Below are 17,818 nucleotides of genomic sequence, written 5' to 3'. Positions count from 1 at the left end.
TCGCGCTTTCAGAAAGGACATACCATGCTATCAGCAACCGATACGGCGATACGCGCCAGCTTCTTTGACTTCACTGGCGTGGTGGATCATCCCGACGATTTGACCGGAAAGGCTCGCTATCTGGAGGATGGGGTGTTGCTGCTGCGTGACGGACACGTAATTGGGCTGGATAGCTGGGAGAACAGCGAGGCGAAGCTGGCAGGTCATACCGTGACCGATCTGCGCGGCAAACTGATTGTGCCGGGCTTTGTCGATACCCATATTCACTATCCGCAGACGGAGATGATTGGTGCCTTTGGCGAACAGCTGCTGGAGTGGCTGAATCACTACACTTTCCCGGTTGAAGCGCAGTATCACTGCCCGGATCACGCGGCAAAGATGTCCGCCTTTTTCCTGCATCAGCTGCTCTCCAACGGTACCACCAGCGCGCTGGTGTTTGGCACAGTGCATCCGCAATCCGTCGACGCGCTGTTCAGCGCCGCCGAAGCCCTGAACATGCGGCTGATTGCCGGCAAAGTGATGATGGATCGCAATGCGCCCGACAATCTCATCGAAACCCCGGAACAGAGCTACCAGCAGACGCGAGCGCTGATTGAGCGCTGGCACAAACGTGGACGGCTGAATTATGCGCTGACGCCGCGCTTTGCGCCGACCTCATCCCCGCAGCTGCTGGAAAAAGTGCAGCAGCTGCGTCAGGCGTTCCCGGATACCTGGCTGCACACTCATCTTAGCGAAAACCCGCAGGAGGTTGCCTGGGTGAAAGAACTGTTCCCGGAGCGCGAGGGTTATCTGGATGTTTATCATCATCACCAGCTTACCGGTCGCCGCAGCGTCTTTGCGCACTGCCTTCATCTGGAAGAGCAGGAGTGGCAGTGTCTGCACGATACCAATTCCTCCATTGCCTTCTGTCCCACCTCAAACCTGTTCCTCGGCAGCGGCCTGTTTAACATCAAACGCAGCTGGCAGCAGGGTGTGAAAGTGGGGATCGGCACCGATGTCGGCGCAGGCACCACTTTTAATATGCTGCAGACACTGGGCGAAGCCTACAAGGTGGGCCAGCTGCAGCACTACCGGCTCAGCGCTGCCGAAGCCTTTTATCACGCCACGCTGGGCGGGGCGCGTGCGCTGGATCTCGACCATGAAATCGGTAATTTCAGGGTTGGCAAAGAGGCGGACTTTGTGGTGCTCGATCCGGCGGTTTCTGCGTTGCAGCAACTCCGCATCGGCAACAGCAAAGATATCTGGGAAAAGCTGTTCGTATTAATGACGCTGGGCGACGACCGCAACATTGCCCAGACCTGGGTCGGCGGTCGTCCGGTCTGGCAGCGCGATGCACAGGAGCAAGCCGCATGATCCAGTTTCTGTTAAACAATCAGCTGGTCAGCGAAGACGCGCTCGACCCGAATCTCACCGTGCTTAACTATCTGCGCACCCGTCAGCATCGGCCTGGCACCAAAGAGGGCTGTGCCTCCGGCGACTGCGGTGCCTGCAGCGTCACGCTGGGCAAAGCTATTGAGGGAGAGATGCAGTATGAAACGGTCAACAGCTGCCTGACGCTGGTCTCCGCCTTACAGGGCAAGCAGCTGATCACGGTTGAGGATCTGCGTCACGGTCGCGCAATGCACCCGGCGCAGCAGGCAATGGTTGACTGCCACGGTTCGCAATGCGGGTTCTGTACGCCAGGCTTTGTGATGTCGCTGTTCAGCCTGCAAAAAAAAGCAGCGGGCTGGGATCGGCATCAGGCGGAAACCGCACTGGCCGGCAACCTCTGCCGCTGCACCGGCTACCGGCCAATCATGGCAGCCGCAGAACAGCTCTGCTCGCAGCCGGTCAATGACCAGTTCGATCACAGTGCTGCCAGCACCGTACAGCGGCTCGAGGCGCTGGCCACCCCGGAAATGCAGGAAATAGGCGATGAGGGCCATCGCTGCTTTCTGCCCAAAACCCCGTCCCAGCTGGCGGCAATCTATCAGGCGCATCCCGACGCGAAGCTGATTGCGGGCGGCACCGATCTCAGCCTGCAGATCACCCAGCAGCATAAAAAAATACCGCTGCTGATTGCACTGGAGCAGGTCACTGCGCTGAAAGTCTGCAGCGAATTTGATGATCACTACCTGCTGGGTGCAGGCGCCTCGCTGCAGCAGGTCAGCGAGTTTCTTGCCAGCCGCATTCCCGGCGTCAGTGAGATGCTGCAGCGCTTTGCTTCACTGCAAATCCGTTTACAGGGGACACTCGGCGGCAACATTGGTAACGCCTCTCCGATAGGCGACGCCTCGCCGGTGCTGCTGGCCCTCAATGCCAGCCTGCTATTGCAGCACGGAGAGCAGCAGCGCAGCCTGCCGCTTGACCAGTTCTTTACCGGCTATCGCCAGACGAAGCTGGAAAAAGGGGAGTTTATCCGCGCGATTCGCATCGATAAAGTGACGGTGTCACCTGATTTCGTGGCATGGAAAATCTCGAAGCGGCTGGATGATGATATCTCTGCCGTGTTCGCTGCCTTTAACCTGCAAATGGAACAGGGCATTGTCAGTTCCGCCCGTATCGCCTTTGGCGGCATGGCAGCCACACCGCAACGTGCCCGGCACTGTGAAGAGGCGCTGGTCGGTCAGCCGCTGAATGCCGTGACCGTGTCACGGGCAGCCGCCGCGCTGGCTGAAGATTTCCAGCCGCTTTCTGATTTCCGCGCCAGCAGTGACTACCGCCTTCAGGTGGCACGCAATCTGCTTCGCCGCTACTGGCATCGCCATAACGGCGAAATAACCTGTCTTGAGGTCTCCCGCTATGTCTCATAACCGTCCTGAACTCAACGAAGAGGTGATTAAGGCGCAGTATGCCGCGGATTTACAGAGCGGCGTGGGTCACAGTCACCGTCATGAGAGCGCGGAAAAACATGTCTCCGGCGAAGCGCGTTTTATCGACGACAAGCCTGAACTGCCGGGTCTGCTGCACCTCTGTCCGCGCCTGAGTGAACATGCGCATGCGCGCATCCTGCGCATAGATGTGCAGCCCTGTTATGCCATTCCTGGCGTTGTCAGCGTCTTAACCTGGCAGGATGTGCCGGGCATTAATGATGTTGGCCCGCTGGAGCCGGGCGATCCGCTGCTGGCCCATGACAAGGTGGAGTATCTGGGGCAGATCGTGATCGCTGTGGCGGCGGAATCGCCGGACGCTGCACGTCTTGGCGCAGCCGCGGCGGTGATTGAGTATGAGGTGCTGGAACCGCTGCTGGATGTGGAGCAGGCGCTGGCGCAGGGCAGCTTTGTGCAGGAACCGCACATCCATCAGCGCGGTGACGTGGACGCGGCACTGGCGCGTGCGCCGCATCGGGTCAGCGGATCGTTTCATATTGGCGGTCAGGAGCATTTCTATCTGGAAACCCAGACGGCGATGGTCGTTCCTGGCGAAGATCAGCAGTTGCAGGTTTTCTCCTCGACTCAGAACCCCACCGAAGTGCAGAAGCTGGTGGCGGAAGTAATGGGCATCAGCCTGAATCAGGTAACCATCGATATGCGCCGGATGGGTGGCGGCTTTGGCGGCAAAGAGACGCAGGCAGCGGGGGTTGCCTGCCTCTGCGCTATCGTGGCGCGCCAGACCGGGCGGGCGGCGAAGATGCGACTTTCACGCCGTGACGATATGCGCGTGACCGGCAAACGGCATCCGTTCTTTGTGCGCTACGACGCGGGCGTGGAAGAGGACGGGCGTCTGTGCGGCATCAAAATCGATCTGGCCGGTAACTGCGGCTATTCGCTGGATCTGAGCGGATCCATTGTCGATCGTGCCATGTTCCACGCCGATAACGCCTATTATCTCGGCGATGCGCGGGTAACCGGCTACCGCTGCCGCACCAACACGGCCTCGAACACTGCCTATCGCGGTTTTGGCGGGCCGCAGGGCATGGTGGCGATTGAACAGATTATGGATCATGTCGCCCGCGAGCGTGGGCTGGATCCGCTGGCGCTGCGCAAGCGTAATTATTACGGCAAGCAGGAGCGCAACATCACCCATTACCACCAGCAGGTAGAGGACAATCTGCTGGATGAGATCACTGAACAGCTGGAGCTGAGCAGCGACTATCAGATGCGCCGCGCGGAAATCACGGCGTTTAACGCCCGCAGTCCGCTGCTGAAACGCGGCCTGGCGCTGACGCCGGTAAAATTCGGCATCTCCTTTACCTCCAGCTTCCTCAATCAGGCGGGCGCGCTGATCCTGATCTACACCGATGGCACGGTGCAGCTTAACCACGGCGGCACCGAGATGGGCCAGGGCCTCAACACCAAGGTGATTCAGATTGTCGCCGAAGTGCTGCAGATTGAGACCGATAAAATCCAGATCACCCCCACCGACACCGGCAAAGTGCCCAACACCTCGCCGACGGCGGCCTCCAGCGGCGCTGATCTCAACGGTAAAGCGGCGCAGAATGCCGCGGAAATCCTGCGCGACCGTATGACCGCCATGCTCTGTAAGCTGCATCAGTGCGATGCGTCATCGGTGAGCTTCCGCAACGGAGTAGTGCGGGCTGGCGAAAAGCATTACACCTTTGCCGAGGTAGCAAAGCTGGCCTGGCTCAATCAGGTGCCGCTCTCCGCCACCGGCTACTATCGCGTGCCGGGCATTCATTACGACCGGCTGGCCGGGCGCGGCACGCCGTTCTACTACTACGCCTTTGGGGCTGCCTGCTGCGAGGTGGTGATCGATACCTTAACCGGCGAATCCCGCCTGCTGCGTGCCGATATCCTGCATGACGTCGGCGCCTCGCTGAACCCGGCTATCGACATCGGCCAGGTTGAAGGGGGCTTTGTCCAGGGCGTCGGCTGGCTCACCTGCGAAGAGCTGGTGTGGAGTGACAAAGGACAGCTGCTGACCGATGGTCCGGCGAGCTACAAAATTCCTGCCATCAGCGATGTCCCGGCTGATCTGCGGGTGACGCTGGTGGAGAACCGCAAAAACCCGAAAGACACGGTGTTCCACTCCAAGGCCGTTGGCGAACCGCCGTTTATGTTAGGGATAGCCGCCTGGTGCGCGCTGCAGGATGCGGTCGCCAGCATTGACGATTACCGTCAGCACCCGGGGCTGGATGCGCCTGCTACGCCGGAGCGGATCTTCTGGGGCGTACAGCGCCTGATGGGAGCCATTGATGATCTACCATGACTGGATCGGCGTGCTGCATCAGCTGCGTGAAAAACGCCAGAGCTGCGTATTAATTACCGTGCTCAGTGAGCATGGTTCGGTGCCGCGTGATAGCGGCAGCAAAATGGTTGTCACGCAGCAGGAGAGCTTTCTCACGATCGGGGGCGGTCATCTGGAGTTTGCGTGCATTGCTCAGGCCAGAGCGATGCTGCAAAGTGGAGCAACTGCGCCACACACCGAGGATTACAGTCTCGGCGCGCGGCTCGGACAGTGCTGTGGCGGCAAAACCACGCTGCTGTTTGAGCCGCTGCTACAGGCACAGCCGGAAATCTATCTGTTTGGCGCGGGCCACGTCGGACAGGCGCTGGTGAATCTGCTGGCAACGTTACCCTGTCACATAAACTGGATCGACAGTCGTCCGGATCAGTTCAGCCACGTTCCGTCTGGCGTCGTCACACTGCAGCCGGACGACCCGCTCGACTGTGTCGCCCAGGCGCCTGCGGGCAGTTACTTCATCATTATGACCCATCATCATCCGCTCGACTTTGAACTGTGCGAAGCGGTGCTGAAACGCGGCGACTTTCGCTATGCCGGCGTCATCGGTTCAGCGACGAAAAATCAGCGTTTCCGCTACCGGCTGGCGGGCAAGGGTGTGGCCAGCGAGCCGCTGGCGCGCCTGCGCTGTCCGATTGGCCTGCCGGACGTTAAAGGCAAGCTGCCCGCCGAGATTGCGGTGGCTATTGCCGGTGAAATCATCAGCGTGTATCAGCAGCAAATCGCCTGAGTTGCGCTTTCGCGGCAACCTGTCAGGATAAGACTTTGCGATGCCCATCAGGAGCGAACCATGAACGCCCGTCAGAATCCCTTCTTTAGCGTCAGCACACTGCCTTATCAGGCGCCTCCCTTTGACCAGATTGAGGAGCAGGATTTCCTGCCCGCGCTGCAGGCGGGCATTGAGGAGAAGCGTCAGGACGTTGAGGCGATCGCCCTGAACAGCGAAGCGCCCACCTTTCTCAATACCTTTGAGGCGCTGGAGAAGAGCGGACAGCTCCTCAATCGGGTGAATCTGGTCTTCAGCGCCATGACCTCGGCCCATACCAGCCCTTATCTGCAGCAGGTAGATGAGGAGATTGCGCCGCAGCTTACTGCGCTTAACGACGACATCATGCTGAACCGTCCGCTGTTTTCACGGCTCGATGCGGTTTATCTGCAGCGCGCCAAACTGGATGCCGAATCAAAACGGCTGGTTGAGGTGATCTGGCAGCGTTTCCAGCTGGCGGGGGCCAATCTCCCGGAGGCGCAGAAGCAGCAGCTTAAAGCCCTGAATCAGGAAGCGGCGCGCCTCAGTACCCGTTTCACCAATAAACTGCTGGCCGCCACCAAAGCGGGCGGACTGGTCGTTAATGATCTGCAACAGCTGGCGGGACTGTCACCGGCCGACCTTGCAGTGGCCCAGGCGGAAGCGCAGGCGCGCGGACTGGAAAAAAGCTGGCTGCTGGTGTTGCAGAACACCACGCAGCAACCGGCGCTGCAGAGCCTGGCCGATCGCGCAACCCGGGAAGCGCTGTATAAAGCGGGCGTAACGCGCACGGAAAAAGGCGATGAGAACGATACCCGTGAGCTGGTATTACGGCTGGCGCAGGTCAGGGCGGAGCAGGCCCGGCTGCTGGGTTTTACCAGCTATGCCGAGTGGAAGCTGCAGGATCAGATGGCGAAAACCCCCGATGCGGCGCTGGCCTTTATGCGCAACATCGTGCCCGCCGCGCGCGCCCGTGCGGAACGTGAAGCGGCGGCCATTCAGCAGACCATCGATAAGCAGCAGGGCGATTTTACTCTGCAGGCATGGGACTGGCGTTTTTATGCCGAACAGGTACGGCGTGCCCGCTACGATCTCGATGAGAGCCAGATTAAACCTTACTTTGAGCTGAACTCGGTGCTCCGGAATGGGGTCTTCTGGGCGGCGACGCAGCTTTACGGCATCCGCTTTACACCGCGCCAGGATCTGCCGGTTTATCATTCCGACGTGCAGGTGTATGAGATTTTCGATGCCGACGACACGCCGCTGGCGCTGTTCTATACCGACTTCTTCAAACGCGACAGTAAAGGCGGCGGTGCCTGGATGAGTAACTTCGTCAACCAGTCAACGCTGCTCGACAGCAAACCGGTGATCTACAACGTCTGTAACTACACCAAACCACCCGCCGGGGAACCGGCGCTGCTGAGCTGGGACGACGTCATCACGATGTTTCATGAGTTCGGCCACACGCTGCACGGCCTCTTTGCCAGCCAGCGCTACCCGAGCCTGTCGGGCACGGAAACCCCGCGCGATTTCGTTGAGTTTCCTTCGCAGATCAATGAGCACTGGGCCAGCGAGCCCGCGGTGTTCCGCAACTACGCCCGCCACTATCAGACTCAGGCGTTAATGCCTGCTGAGCTGCATGAAAAGATCGTCCGGGCCGCAACGTTCAACAAAGGCTATGAGATGAGCGAGCTGCTGGCTGCCGCGCTACTGGACCTGCACTGGCACAGCCTTAACCGTGATGCCGCGCCGCAAAGCGTGGAAGGGTTTGAGCAGCAGGCGTTACAGAGCGACAATATCGCGCTGACGGCGGTGCCACCGCGCTATCGGTCCAGCTATTTTCAGCACATCTGGGGCGGTGGCTATGCCGCAGGGTATTATGCCTATATCTGGACGCAGATGCTCGCCGACGATGGCTATCAGTGGTTTGCGGAGCATGGTGGACTGACGCGTGAGAACGGTGACATCTTCCGGCAGAAGATTCTGTCACGAGGTAACAGCAGCGATCTTAAAACGCTGTATGAAAGCTGGCGGGGCGCAGCGCCTCAGTTGGAGCCGATGCTGAAAAATCGCGGTCTGGCGGATTAATAATAAAAAGGGCTGTCGCGATGACAGCCCCTGTTTTTCTGGATTAGCCCAGCGGGCCGCCTTCAATGGTTTCGCACATTCCGGCCAGCACCCGCTCACCGGTTTCGTTTTTCAATGACTGATACCACTCCGCCGTAACCGCCGGGTCGCGCGCATGGGTCACATCACAGCGTTTACGCGCTTTCAGCACCAGATCTTTTACCCGCTCAACCCGTCGAGCCTGATAGCGCAGCAGGGCATCTTCGATGCCCAGCGAATGCGAAGCCAGCGTCGCGGCCAGCACCACGGCATCTTCCATCGCCGCACAGCCACCCTGACCAATATCGGGCGTGGTACTGTGGGCGGCATCGCCAAGCAGCGCTACACGCCCTTTGACAAAGCGGCTGAACGGTTCGATGTCGTGGATCTCCACCCGGTTAGTGGTGTCAGGATGAATTGCCGCAATCAACTGCTGCACTGGCTCCGCCCAGCCCTGGAAGTAGCCAGTTAAGTCCGCTTTCACGGTGCTGCGATCCTGCGGCAGTCCCTTCGGCAGCGGCACATCAAAGAAGAAGTAGAACCGATTGCCGCTGACCGGCATCAGTGAAACTCGCTTGCCGTCACCGACAAAAGTGGTCCACTGATCGGCGGGCGCAATGCGCTCATCAATGGTAACCAGACCGTTCCAGTTAACGTAACCGGCATAACGTCGTTCCAGCTTCTCTTCCAGCACATAGTCGCGGACGACGGAATGAGTGCCATCGGCGGCAATCAGAAAATCGCCGTGCGCCTGACTGTTATCAGAGAAGGTTGCGATGACGCCATTTTCAGTCTGTTCGACCTGGATCACGCGCTTGCCAAACTGCACCCGTTCACGTCCGAAGGTGTCAATCAGCATCGCCTGCAGTTCTGCCCGCGCCACAGGACAGGGATATTCGCCCACCTGCTGTACCAGCGGTGCCATGCTGAAGCGGGTCAGGGGTGTGCCTGTTGCGCCGTCGTGATAGGCCATATAGGCCATATTGCCGCCCAGCTCACGCAGCGCGGTTTTCATTCCCAGCGCATTCAGGCATTTAACACCGTTGGGCCAGATGGAAATGGCCGCGCCGACGGGCTTCATCTCCTGAACGGCTTCAAAGACCTCAACGTCGATTCCGGCTTTCTCCAGCGCAATCGCGCTGCTCATTCCGCCAATACCGCCACCAATTACGATTGCTTTCATAATGCTCTCCTTTCTGCATAGAGAGACTCCTGCAACTTTTGTACCAGCGACATGGCTAAGCTAGATGTAATTATTAAATTCAATAAAAACAACGAATTATAAGTATCCCGGCGAAGTGAGACGAGCATGTCCTTTCTGACGCGATGCACTTAAATGTCGCAAATCAGGGCGCAATAAGGGTGCAAATGTGAGCAGGCTGCATCTTTTGTTTCATCATTTGTTTTATTATTGCTGCCAGGTTTCGGGGGCACTCATCAGCCATTAAGCCCCGTCCTCCCATTATCCCGTGCAGTTAATTACTTTAAAAGTTATTAACTAAAAAACCGCTTCGCTTTGATATCATTGCTGACAAATAATTAAACATAGACATAACAACTGGCGTGAATATTGCCCGGAAATTTCTAGCTCTATTCAACAAGGAGTTAGGGTGACACAATTAAACACACCTGTTAATAAATAACGCAGATTCATAATCAGACACAACTGTGACCGTTTTCTCACCGGTCGAAATCATTAGTAAAACTGTGCAAGCCGCATCAGAAAAGGCTTTTAGGATATTGCTCAAACGTATCAGCCGCGATCGCGTGATATAGATCACTCTGGACATAAAGGACTCTGGAAGACGATCATGAAAATTGGAATTACGAATAACCAGTATCCGGAGCAACGTAATATCTTAGTTAATCCGGATAACGAATATATAAATCTGAAAAAGAGCAATCTGTTCTATTTTATTAATCCTTTACGCACCCGATTACTTAAAAAGAATAAAACCTTTGTCTTTCAGCCTGTGCCTTTTTCCGGGGCATCGCGGGTTGACATCCTTCACCTGTTCAACGAAGTTGCGATTACTCAGCAGAAGTGGGTTGCCTCGTTTGAAACTGAACTGCCGCGCGTGCTGCCGGTGGCGGGTGTTGCCAAGCAGGACAATCCCGAGCTAAAGCGGCTTATTCCTTATCTGTTAAAAGATAACTGTCTGGGGCTGATTGCCATCTCAGACGCCACGCTGAACATCCAGATGAAACTGTTCAAACCGGATGTTGCGCAGCAAATCCGCCGTAAAACCCTGGTGCTGCATCCGCCCCAAAAGCTGTTCGTTCAGCAAAAAACGCCGCGTCAGCCAGGTGTCCTGAAGCTGATCTTTGCCGGCAATGAGTTCTACCGTAAAGGCGGGGCGGAAGTGGTGCTGGCAATCAGTGAGCTGATTGAAGAGCACCGGCTGGATGAGTCGCAACTGGACCTGCAGCTGATTGGCGATCTCACCAAACGTCGCAACGTTGCTCATCGTCAGTTCCAGGATGATGATGCTTTCTGTCGCGACATTGAGAACCGCATCAAGCGCTATCGCTGCATTACGCATCATTCACAGATGGAAAACAGTGCGCTGATGCAGCTGTTCCGTCTGAGCGATGCCGGACTGTTACCGACCTGGCAGGAGACTTACGGTTTCTCTGTGCTGGAGATGCAGGCCAATGGCTGTCCGGTCATCACCAGCAACGTGCGTGCGCTGCCGGAGATCAATCCTGCCAATGCGGGCTGGGTGATTGCGAGTCCGCTGAACGCCGATCGCGAATACAGCATCACCTCGGCAGAGCAAAAATCGCAGCTGCGCCGGTCGCTGGTCGACGGGCTGAAATCGACGCTGCTCGCCATCATTGAACGTCCTGAAATATTGCAGGAGAAAGGGGAAGCGGCCATTCTGCGCATCAAAGAGCATCATGACACCCAGCGTTATATCGCCCGGCTCAACGATATCTACAGTCGTGGCGTGATGAATGTCACTCAACACCCTCCTGTTGTCTCAATTTGATGAGATTTCTCTGACGGCACGCGCCAGACTGGCCATACTTAGTGCTGCGTACCTCAGGAGAAATGTTATGAAAATTATCCTCACTCTGCTGCTGTCCGGATTACTGGGCAGCAGCGCCTTCGCTCAGCCTGCACCGCTTTTTCCGGCCCGCGCGCCGCTGGCGCAGCTGACACCCGTTGCTGACCGCTGCGATCTCTCCACCTGTCAGACCAACTGCTACGTCGAGCAGTCCCACTGCAACACCCGGGATAGCGGTGCCTGTAGCTCAAAGGCTCAGATGTGCGTACAGGCCTGCTCCAGCCAGTGTAAATAATTCGATTCAGTGAAGAACGCTTAGTTAACAATGAAAAAGTCCCTGTTTTACCTTGCTTTATTTTCTCTCTCTGCCAGCTGTGTTGCCGCCGATCTCTCCTCACAGCAGGTCACTTCTCTGGTTAAAGCCGCGATCGAACCGCTGATGGAGCAGCAGGCGATCCCCGGTATGTCGGTGGTGGTGCTTTACAAGGGCCGGGCGCAGTTTGTGAACCTCGGCGTGGCCGATCTTGAGTCACGCCGCCGGGTCACGGAAAACACGCTGTTTGAACTGGGGTCGGTGAGTAAAACCTTTACCGGCACCCTGGCCGGGATCATGATCCGCAACGGCGAAATCCGTCTTAACGATCCGGTACAGAAAGTCTGGCCGCAACTGACCGGTGAGCAGTGGCGTCCGGTGCGGATGCTGCATCTGGCGACCTATACCGCGGGCGGCCTGCCTTTACAGCTGCCCGATGAGGTAACCGATCAGGCTTCGCTGCTCCGCTTTTATCAGAACTGGCAGCCAGAGGCAGCACCAGGTTTGCAGCGCCAGTACTCTAACGCCAGTATCGGTCTGTTTGGCTCGCTGATGGTGAAGGGCGATTATGAGCAGGCGATGGAGCGACACGTGTTTCAGCCACTGCGCCTGACGCGCACTTACATTACCGTGCCGCCGTCGATGATGCTGAATTACGCCTGGGGCTATAAAAGTGGCCAGCCGGTTCGGGTGTCCCCTGGCATGCTGGATGCCGAAGCCTATGGCGTCAAATCCACCGCGCGTGACATGCTGACTTTTATGCAGGCCAATGTCGATCCCAACCGTTTATCGGCGGGCAATGCCGTACTGCGCAATGCCATCCGCACCGCGCAGTCGCGCTATTTTAAAGTCGGGAGTCTCTATCAGGGGCTGGGCTGGGAGATCTACGACTGGCCTGTCGATGCTGAGACGCTGCTCAAAGACAACGATAATGGCATGGCGCTGAAACCGCGTCCGGCGACCCTGATCAATCCGGTCGGGCCGTCGCAGAGCGCCAGCTGGGTGCATAAAACCGGCTCCACTAATGGATTTGGTGCCTATATCGCTTTTATTCCTGAACAGAACAGCGGCATCGTGCTACTTGCCAACAAAAATTACCCCAATCCGCTTCGCATCCGCGTAGCGTGGCAGATTCTGCAGGCGCTTCAGCAGGGTACGGCTGAATAATGTACCTTACGCCTGCTCAGCCCGGAGCAGGCTGGCACCCTCTGTTCATTTGCGCTAGAATAAAAATCAAATGAACAGGAGGGCTGCTATGTCCATCGCCATCTACACACCCGCTCAGCATCAGCATAACCGTTCGCTCCTGCACGCCCTGAATCTGCCGGAAACGCTGCCTGATGCACACCAGCGTATCGCAACAGGATTCAGCAGCGGCGTGCTGAAACGCACCGCGTCATTGTCCACCTTTGACGAGGGCTGGCTCTGCCGTCTGGCGGGCATCGATCGCACCACATACAACCGCAAAGTTAAAGACCCGCAGCAGACCTTTTCGCCCGATCAGAGCGGACGGATCTATATGCTGATCCGCGTTCTTTCTGCCGCCAGCAAACTGTTCCGTGATGACAGAGAGCGGCTGGTACAGTGGCTGGAAACGCCCGCCAAAGCGCTGGGCGGTAAAAAGCCGGCCGAGATGACTACCACGGTGGCCGGTGCAGAAGCGGTGATTAACCTGATTGGTCAGCTTGAGCATGGCGTGATCACCTGATGGCGGTGCCTTTCTTTCGCCTGGTAAAGCGTGAGTATGCGATGACCGCCTTTGATGGGTTTGGTGCCCGCACCTATGGCGGGCGCTGGAATTCTGTGGGAACGGTCTGTGTCTATATGGGATCGAGCCGGGCGCTCTGCGTGCTGGAGGCGCTGGTGCATCTCACCATTCAGGATCTGGCACACGACTACGCAATGCTGGCGGTTAATGTGCCTGAATCGCTGATCACCGAGCTTTCGCTGGCGGCGTTACCTGCTGACTGGCAGGCCGATCCTGCGCCATCGTCCACCCGGCAAATTGGTGATGACTGGCTCGCCAGCCCGGACAACGGGCTGGTGCTGAAGGTGCCGAGCACGCTGACGGGTGAATGGAACGCACTGTTCAATCCCCGTCACCCGGCGGCGGCTGGCATCATCAGTAAAGTGGTGGCAGAACCGTTTTTCTTCGACCCGCGCTTCCGTCTACAGTAGGGCAGTGAGGCGCTGATATCCTCACCTCCTCAGCTCACGCCTGTGATTCTGATAACGCCTGCGCAGCGCAAATCAGCGCCAGATGGCTCAGTCCCTGCGGCATATTGCCGCGCCAGCTCTGACTGCGGACGTCATACATCTCATTGAATATATCGACGTTACCCTTGCCGTTCAGCATCGTCAGAATCTCCTGCATCGCCTGTTCCGCCTGGCCGGTCTCGCCCATCTCAGCCCATGCTTCTACCAGCCAGAAGGCGCAGGCGAGAAAGGTACTTTCTTCCTCTCTGACGCCGCTGTAGCGATAGAGCATGGCGCTGCCATCGCCCAGCTCCAGCTGGATTGCGCGGTAAGTTGAGAGCATCCGTTGCGGATTAACCGCGTTACCATAATTGTGAACCAGCGCCAGCGACGCATCGAGTCCCTCGTCACTGCCGGCGTAGAAGAGATAAGCCTTTTTCTGCTCTGACCAGCAGTGCGACTCAATCCAGTCGCGAATGCGATCACGTTCCCGCTGCCAGCGCCCCAGCCACGTCGGTTCGATATGCTGGCTTTCGGCCAGGGCGACCGCCCGGTCCAGCGCCATCCAGCAGGCCATTTTGGAGTGGGTGTAGTGTTGCAGCTCCGGCAGTTCCCAGATGCCGCAATCTTTCTGCCGCCAGTGATCGGCGCAGCAGTTTGCCAGCTCACCCAGCATGCGCGAGGTGGTGATATCCAGCACGTGTCCCGCTTCAATAAAGTGCTGTGCAGTGACCAGCATGTCGCCATACATGCTGAGCTGCAGCTGGTCGCGGGCATTGTTGCCGACCCGCACCGGCTGAGAGTTTTTATAGCCGCTCAGCGGCGGATAACGCTCGGCGGGCACCTCATCGCCGTTCAGGGCATAGCAGGCCCGCAGCCTGACACCGTGACGCATAATGGTCTGCGACAGCCAGGAAAAGGCCGCCTTACAATCTTCCAGCGCCCCGATATAGACGAACGCTTTAATAATCAGGCAGGCGTCGCGCACCCAGGCGTAGCGGTAATCATAATTTTTCTCGCCGCCGATCCCTTCCGGTAAAGAGGTGGTTGCGGCAGCGGCCAGCGCGCCAGTCGGCGAGTACCAGAGAAACTTCAGTGACAGGGCAGAGCGCTTCACCAGTGCCGGATAGCTGCCCGCGTAGCTCAGGCTTTCCACCCAGCTGGTCCAGCCGGTGTGACTGGTTTCAATCCGCTGATCGATAGCTTCCAGTGGCGGCACCGCCAGCGGCTCTTTTTCGGTTACCAGTAACGCGCAGAGCGATCGGGACCCGGCCGTCGTGCGCAGCGTGGCGCTGACATGCTCATCGTCCAGCTCGGTTATCTGGATATCGACGCTGGTGCGGAACATCGCCATGATCTCCGCGATGTGAAATACCTTGCCTTTCTCATTGTCAGCCACCCAGGGCGAACGGGTTTCGGCGGCAGTGCCGAAGCGCAGGGTGATCGCTAATTCCACCTCACCGCTGACCCCTTCAATGCGACGCGCCAGTTCACACCACGGCAAACGGCCCGCCAGCGTGCTGTTAATTGATTCCGTCAGCAGCACGCTGCCGCTGTCCGTTTCAAAACGGGTCTCCAGCACATTGCTATTGTCACGGTAGCGGCGCGAAACCTGATAGGGCGTACGCGGCACGATCTGAAAGTAGCCACCGAGTCCGGCATCAAGCAGGCGATCAAACAGCGGTTTCGCATCGAGATTAGGCGCGCACCACCAGTCAATCGCCCCATCCGGCGCGATCAGCGCCACCGAGCGGCCTTCACCTATGGCGGCATAATCACCCAGACCCGCAAAGCCATCTTCTCTGACCGGCGAATGAAAGATCGGGTTTTCCATGGTCTGCTTCCTTATTTCACGGTAACGAGAATTCTTCTGTGGGCAAAAGCGGGACAAAAAAATGGCCGCGCTAAGCGGCCATCAGAGTGAAATTACAGCGTGCCGGTGCCGCCATCAGAACACCAGACCTGACCGGAGGAGTAGCTGCTCTCGGTTGAGGCCAGGGTAACGTAGAGCGGGGCGATCTCAACCGGCTGACCGGGACGGCCCATCGGTGAATCGGCACCAAACTGTTTCACTTTTTCCATCGGCTGTCCGCCGCTCGACTGTAGCGGTGTCCAGTATGGGCCAGGTGCTACGGCGTTGACGCGGATACCGTCGCCACCCAGCTGCTTCGCCAGCGATTTGGTGAAGGCAACAATAGAGGCTTTGGTCTGCGCATAGTCGAGCAGAATATCGCTGGGTTTAAAGGCCTGTACTGACGAGGTATTAATAATCGATGCACCGCGAGGCAGATATTCCAGCGCTGCTTTGGTGATCCAGAACATCGCATAAACGTTGGTTTTAAACGTCGCGTCAAAATCTTCCGTACTCAGGGTACGAATCGATTCATTAAATTGCTGACGACCAGCGTTATTAACCAGAATATCCAGACCGCCTAATTTATCCGCAGCCTCTTTCACCAGCTGCTGACAGAATTCTTCAGAACGAATGTCGCCAGGAATAGCGAAAACTTTACGGCCTTCCGCTTCGATTAATTTAATCACTTCATCAGCGTCGGGCTGTTCTTCGGGCAGGTAGTTAATCACTACGTCTGCGCCTTCACGGGCATAAGCGATAGCCACTGCGCGACCAATACCGGAGTCACCGCCCGTAATCAGCGCCTTACGGCCGGTCAGTCGGCCAGTACCGCGGTAGCTGGTTTCACCGTGGTCGGGAACCGGGATCATCTTGCTGGCCAGGCCTGGTGCCTGTTGTGGCTGGTCCTCAAACGGAGGCTTAGGAAAGTGATCCAGATCGAGCGTCTTGTTAGTTGGTGTAGCCATTGTATGCTCCTTGAACAGAGTTATCTGAGACATTAAGCCTGGCACAAATGTGATGTTTGTCACATCTGACTTCTGATTCATTGAGCAGATAAAACCAGAAGAACTTAATAATGCAGATAAAGCGTAGTCAGGAAATCGATATTGTGTGCTGCACTGTCCGATTATTTTCAATGGAGGCAGGTAATAATTAAAGCGAAGCGTAAAACCGGCTGGGGATTATTTCAGTACGTGAAATGTTCCGGCTGAAAATAAAAACAGGGTGGTTAACCACCGCGTACTGAACCGCGCCAGACCACATCAACCGGATATATTCTCCGCTCCTGCTGCTGTTCATTTTTGGGTGTGAGTGTTTCCGGTTGCGCTTCCGTCTTCACCAGCCAGTCAATGGCATCGCGGGCAAACTGCTCCACCGGCTGCGCAAAGGTGGTGAGGTTGTACGAGGACCAGCCCGACTGCGGAATGTTGTCATGTCCCATGATGCAGAGATCCTCCGGAATGCGCAGTGCAAAGCGGTGACGCGCCTCATCCATAAAGCCGCAGGCGAGCAGGTCGGTGGCGCAGTAAACCGCATCCGGACGAATGTTACGCGTCAGCAGACGCTGGGCCAGAATCTGGCCGCTTTCATAGGAGGTCGAGCCGAACCGCTCTACCTGAACCGTGACGCCCGCGTTCTGCGCTGCCGCCAGAAAATCGGCTTCGCGCTTCAGCAGACTCGGCGTGCCCGCCAGCGAATTGACAAAGGCGATGCGATTGCAGCCCGCCCGGACAAAGGCGTTAACCGCCATTTCGGCGGCAGGGCGGGAGTCGAGATTAATATTGAGCGTGCCGGGCAGGGACTCGTCGCGGTTAATCAGCACCAGGTGCTGACCATGTTTGTAGCAGAGCCGGGTAATGCCGCTGTCCGGCATGCCGGAGAGAATGATCGAGGCGTCGGCACGGAAATTAATCGCCTGCTGCAGTGCGTCGGAAACCCGTGCATCCGAGCGATCGGTGTTGATCAGCATAGCCACTTTTCCCGCTTCCTGCAGATACTGGGTCATCCAGCGCACCAGGCTGGCACGGTAGGGCGTGTCCACCTCGGAGGCGATTAAGCAGACAATGCCGCTGCGGTTGCGTACGAGGCCGCGAGCCAGATGATTGACGTGATAGCCCAGCTCTTCAGCCGCTTTCATCACCCGCTGACGGGTAGACTCTGACACGCTGGCCCCTTCTGTAAAGGTGCGTGAGACCGCTGATCGGGAGACGCCCGCCCGGTCAGCCACATCCTGCGCACTCACTACCGCTTTAAGCTGCTGCATCCTGTTTCCTCGCCCCTGAGTTGCCTGCACTGAGTCTGCCTGAATTTGCAAGGCTGTGCAAAGAAAGCCTGCACACCGAATGTTTCAAATTTGTGACAGAGCCTGACAATTGTATAACAACCCAATTGACAGTGCCGCCGGGTCACCG

The 17,818-nt window shown here is 57.4% G+C and carries 14 protein-coding genes; 10 read left to right on the top strand and 4 right to left on the bottom strand.

Features of this window, described 5'->3' with window-relative positions; translation table 11 throughout:
• The first annotated feature begins 24 nt into the window (after positions 1 to 24).
• Genes guaD through dcp form a run of 5 tightly spaced genes read left to right on the top strand, consistent with a single transcriptional unit; the run spans position 25 to position 8,014 of the window.
• Positions 25 to 1,353, top strand: a complete 1,329-nt coding sequence (gene guaD, locus AC6I8C_RS09450) for a guanine deaminase (RefSeq protein WP_497822294.1) — start codon at positions 25 to 27, stop codon at positions 1,351 to 1,353.
• Positions 1,350 to 2,792, top strand: coding sequence for a xanthine dehydrogenase small subunit (gene xdhA / locus AC6I8C_RS09445; protein WP_497822293.1), 1,443 nt, complete (start codon positions 1,350 to 1,352; stop codon positions 2,790 to 2,792). The genes guaD and xdhA overlap by 4 nt, the downstream gene beginning before the upstream one ends.
• Positions 2,782 to 5,148 carry a xanthine dehydrogenase molybdopterin binding subunit gene (gene xdhB / locus AC6I8C_RS09440; RefSeq protein WP_497822292.1) on the top strand — a complete coding sequence of 789 codons (2,367 nt, stop codon included), beginning with the start codon at positions 2,782 to 2,784 and terminating at the stop codon, positions 5,146 to 5,148. Before xdhA ends, xdhB begins: the two co-directional genes overlap by 11 nt.
• Complete coding sequence (xdhC, locus tag AC6I8C_RS09435) at positions 5,135 to 5,911, top strand: xanthine dehydrogenase accessory protein XdhC (RefSeq protein WP_266305926.1); 777 nt, start codon at positions 5,135 to 5,137, stop codon at positions 5,909 to 5,911. The genes xdhB and xdhC overlap by 14 nt, the downstream gene beginning before the upstream one ends.
• Before the next feature lie 60 nt (positions 5,912 to 5,971).
• Positions 5,972 to 8,014 carry a peptidyl-dipeptidase Dcp gene (gene dcp, locus AC6I8C_RS09430; RefSeq protein WP_497822291.1) on the top strand — a complete coding sequence of 681 codons (2,043 nt, stop codon included), beginning with the start codon at positions 5,972 to 5,974 and terminating at the stop codon, positions 8,012 to 8,014.
• Between the two features lie 43 nt (positions 8,015 to 8,057).
• On the opposite strand, the gene hpxO is transcribed toward dcp, so the two are convergent.
• Positions 8,058 to 9,215, bottom strand: coding sequence for an FAD-dependent urate hydroxylase HpxO (gene hpxO / locus AC6I8C_RS09425; RefSeq protein ID WP_033783138.1), 1,158 nt, complete (start codon positions 9,213 to 9,215; stop codon positions 8,058 to 8,060).
• Positions 9,216 to 9,843: 628 nt separating this feature from the next.
• On the opposite strand from hpxO, the gene AC6I8C_RS09420 reads away from it, so the two are divergent.
• The 5 genes from AC6I8C_RS09420 (at position 9,844) to AC6I8C_RS09400 (ending at position 13,534) form a co-directional block, all read left to right on the top strand.
• Positions 9,844 to 11,025, top strand: a complete 1,182-nt coding sequence (locus AC6I8C_RS09420) for a glycosyltransferase family 4 protein (RefSeq protein ID WP_497822290.1) — start codon at positions 9,844 to 9,846, stop codon at positions 11,023 to 11,025.
• 67 nt (positions 11,026 to 11,092) lie between these two features.
• Positions 11,093 to 11,338, top strand: a complete 246-nt coding sequence (locus AC6I8C_RS09415) for a hypothetical protein (RefSeq protein ID WP_033783134.1) — start codon at positions 11,093 to 11,095, stop codon at positions 11,336 to 11,338.
• A 30-nt stretch (positions 11,339 to 11,368) separates the two neighbouring features.
• Positions 11,369 to 12,523 carry a class C beta-lactamase gene (gene ampC, locus AC6I8C_RS09410; RefSeq protein WP_497822289.1) on the top strand — a complete coding sequence of 385 codons (1,155 nt, stop codon included), beginning with the start codon at positions 11,369 to 11,371 and terminating at the stop codon, positions 12,521 to 12,523.
• An 88-nt stretch (positions 12,524 to 12,611) separates the two neighbouring features.
• Positions 12,612 to 13,064, top strand: a complete 453-nt coding sequence (locus AC6I8C_RS09405) for an Xre family toxin-antitoxin system antitoxin (protein ID WP_013357893.1) — start codon at positions 12,612 to 12,614, stop codon at positions 13,062 to 13,064.
• Positions 13,064 to 13,534 (top strand): RES family NAD+ phosphorylase, encoded by a 471-nt coding sequence (locus AC6I8C_RS09400; protein WP_497822288.1) that lies wholly within the window; start codon positions 13,064 to 13,066, stop codon positions 13,532 to 13,534. Before AC6I8C_RS09405 ends, AC6I8C_RS09400 begins: the two co-directional genes overlap by 1 nt.
• A 34-nt stretch (positions 13,535 to 13,568) precedes the next feature.
• Here the strand turns inward: AC6I8C_RS09400 and AC6I8C_RS09395 are convergent, their stop codons facing one another.
• The 3 genes from AC6I8C_RS09395 to AC6I8C_RS09385 form a co-directional block, all read right to left on the bottom strand.
• Complete coding sequence (locus AC6I8C_RS09395) at positions 13,569 to 15,386, bottom strand: glycoside hydrolase family 15 protein (protein WP_497822287.1); 1,818 nt, start codon at positions 15,384 to 15,386, stop codon at positions 13,569 to 13,571.
• A gap of 92 nt (positions 15,387 to 15,478) precedes the next feature.
• Positions 15,479 to 16,372, bottom strand: coding sequence for an SDR family oxidoreductase (locus tag AC6I8C_RS09390; protein ID WP_497822286.1), 894 nt, complete (start codon positions 16,370 to 16,372; stop codon positions 15,479 to 15,481).
• A 263-nt stretch (positions 16,373 to 16,635) separates the two neighbouring features.
• Complete coding sequence (locus AC6I8C_RS09385; protein ID WP_497822285.1) at positions 16,636 to 17,670, bottom strand: LacI family DNA-binding transcriptional regulator; 1,035 nt, start codon at positions 17,668 to 17,670, stop codon at positions 16,636 to 16,638.
• Positions 17,671 to 17,818 lie beyond the last annotated feature (148 nt).

It is taken from the genome of Pantoea sp. X-Soil-YNGN-844 (assembly GCF_059730595.1).
Note: the sequence above shows the minus strand (reverse complement) of the source record. Positions and strands in the feature narration are given on the sequence as shown.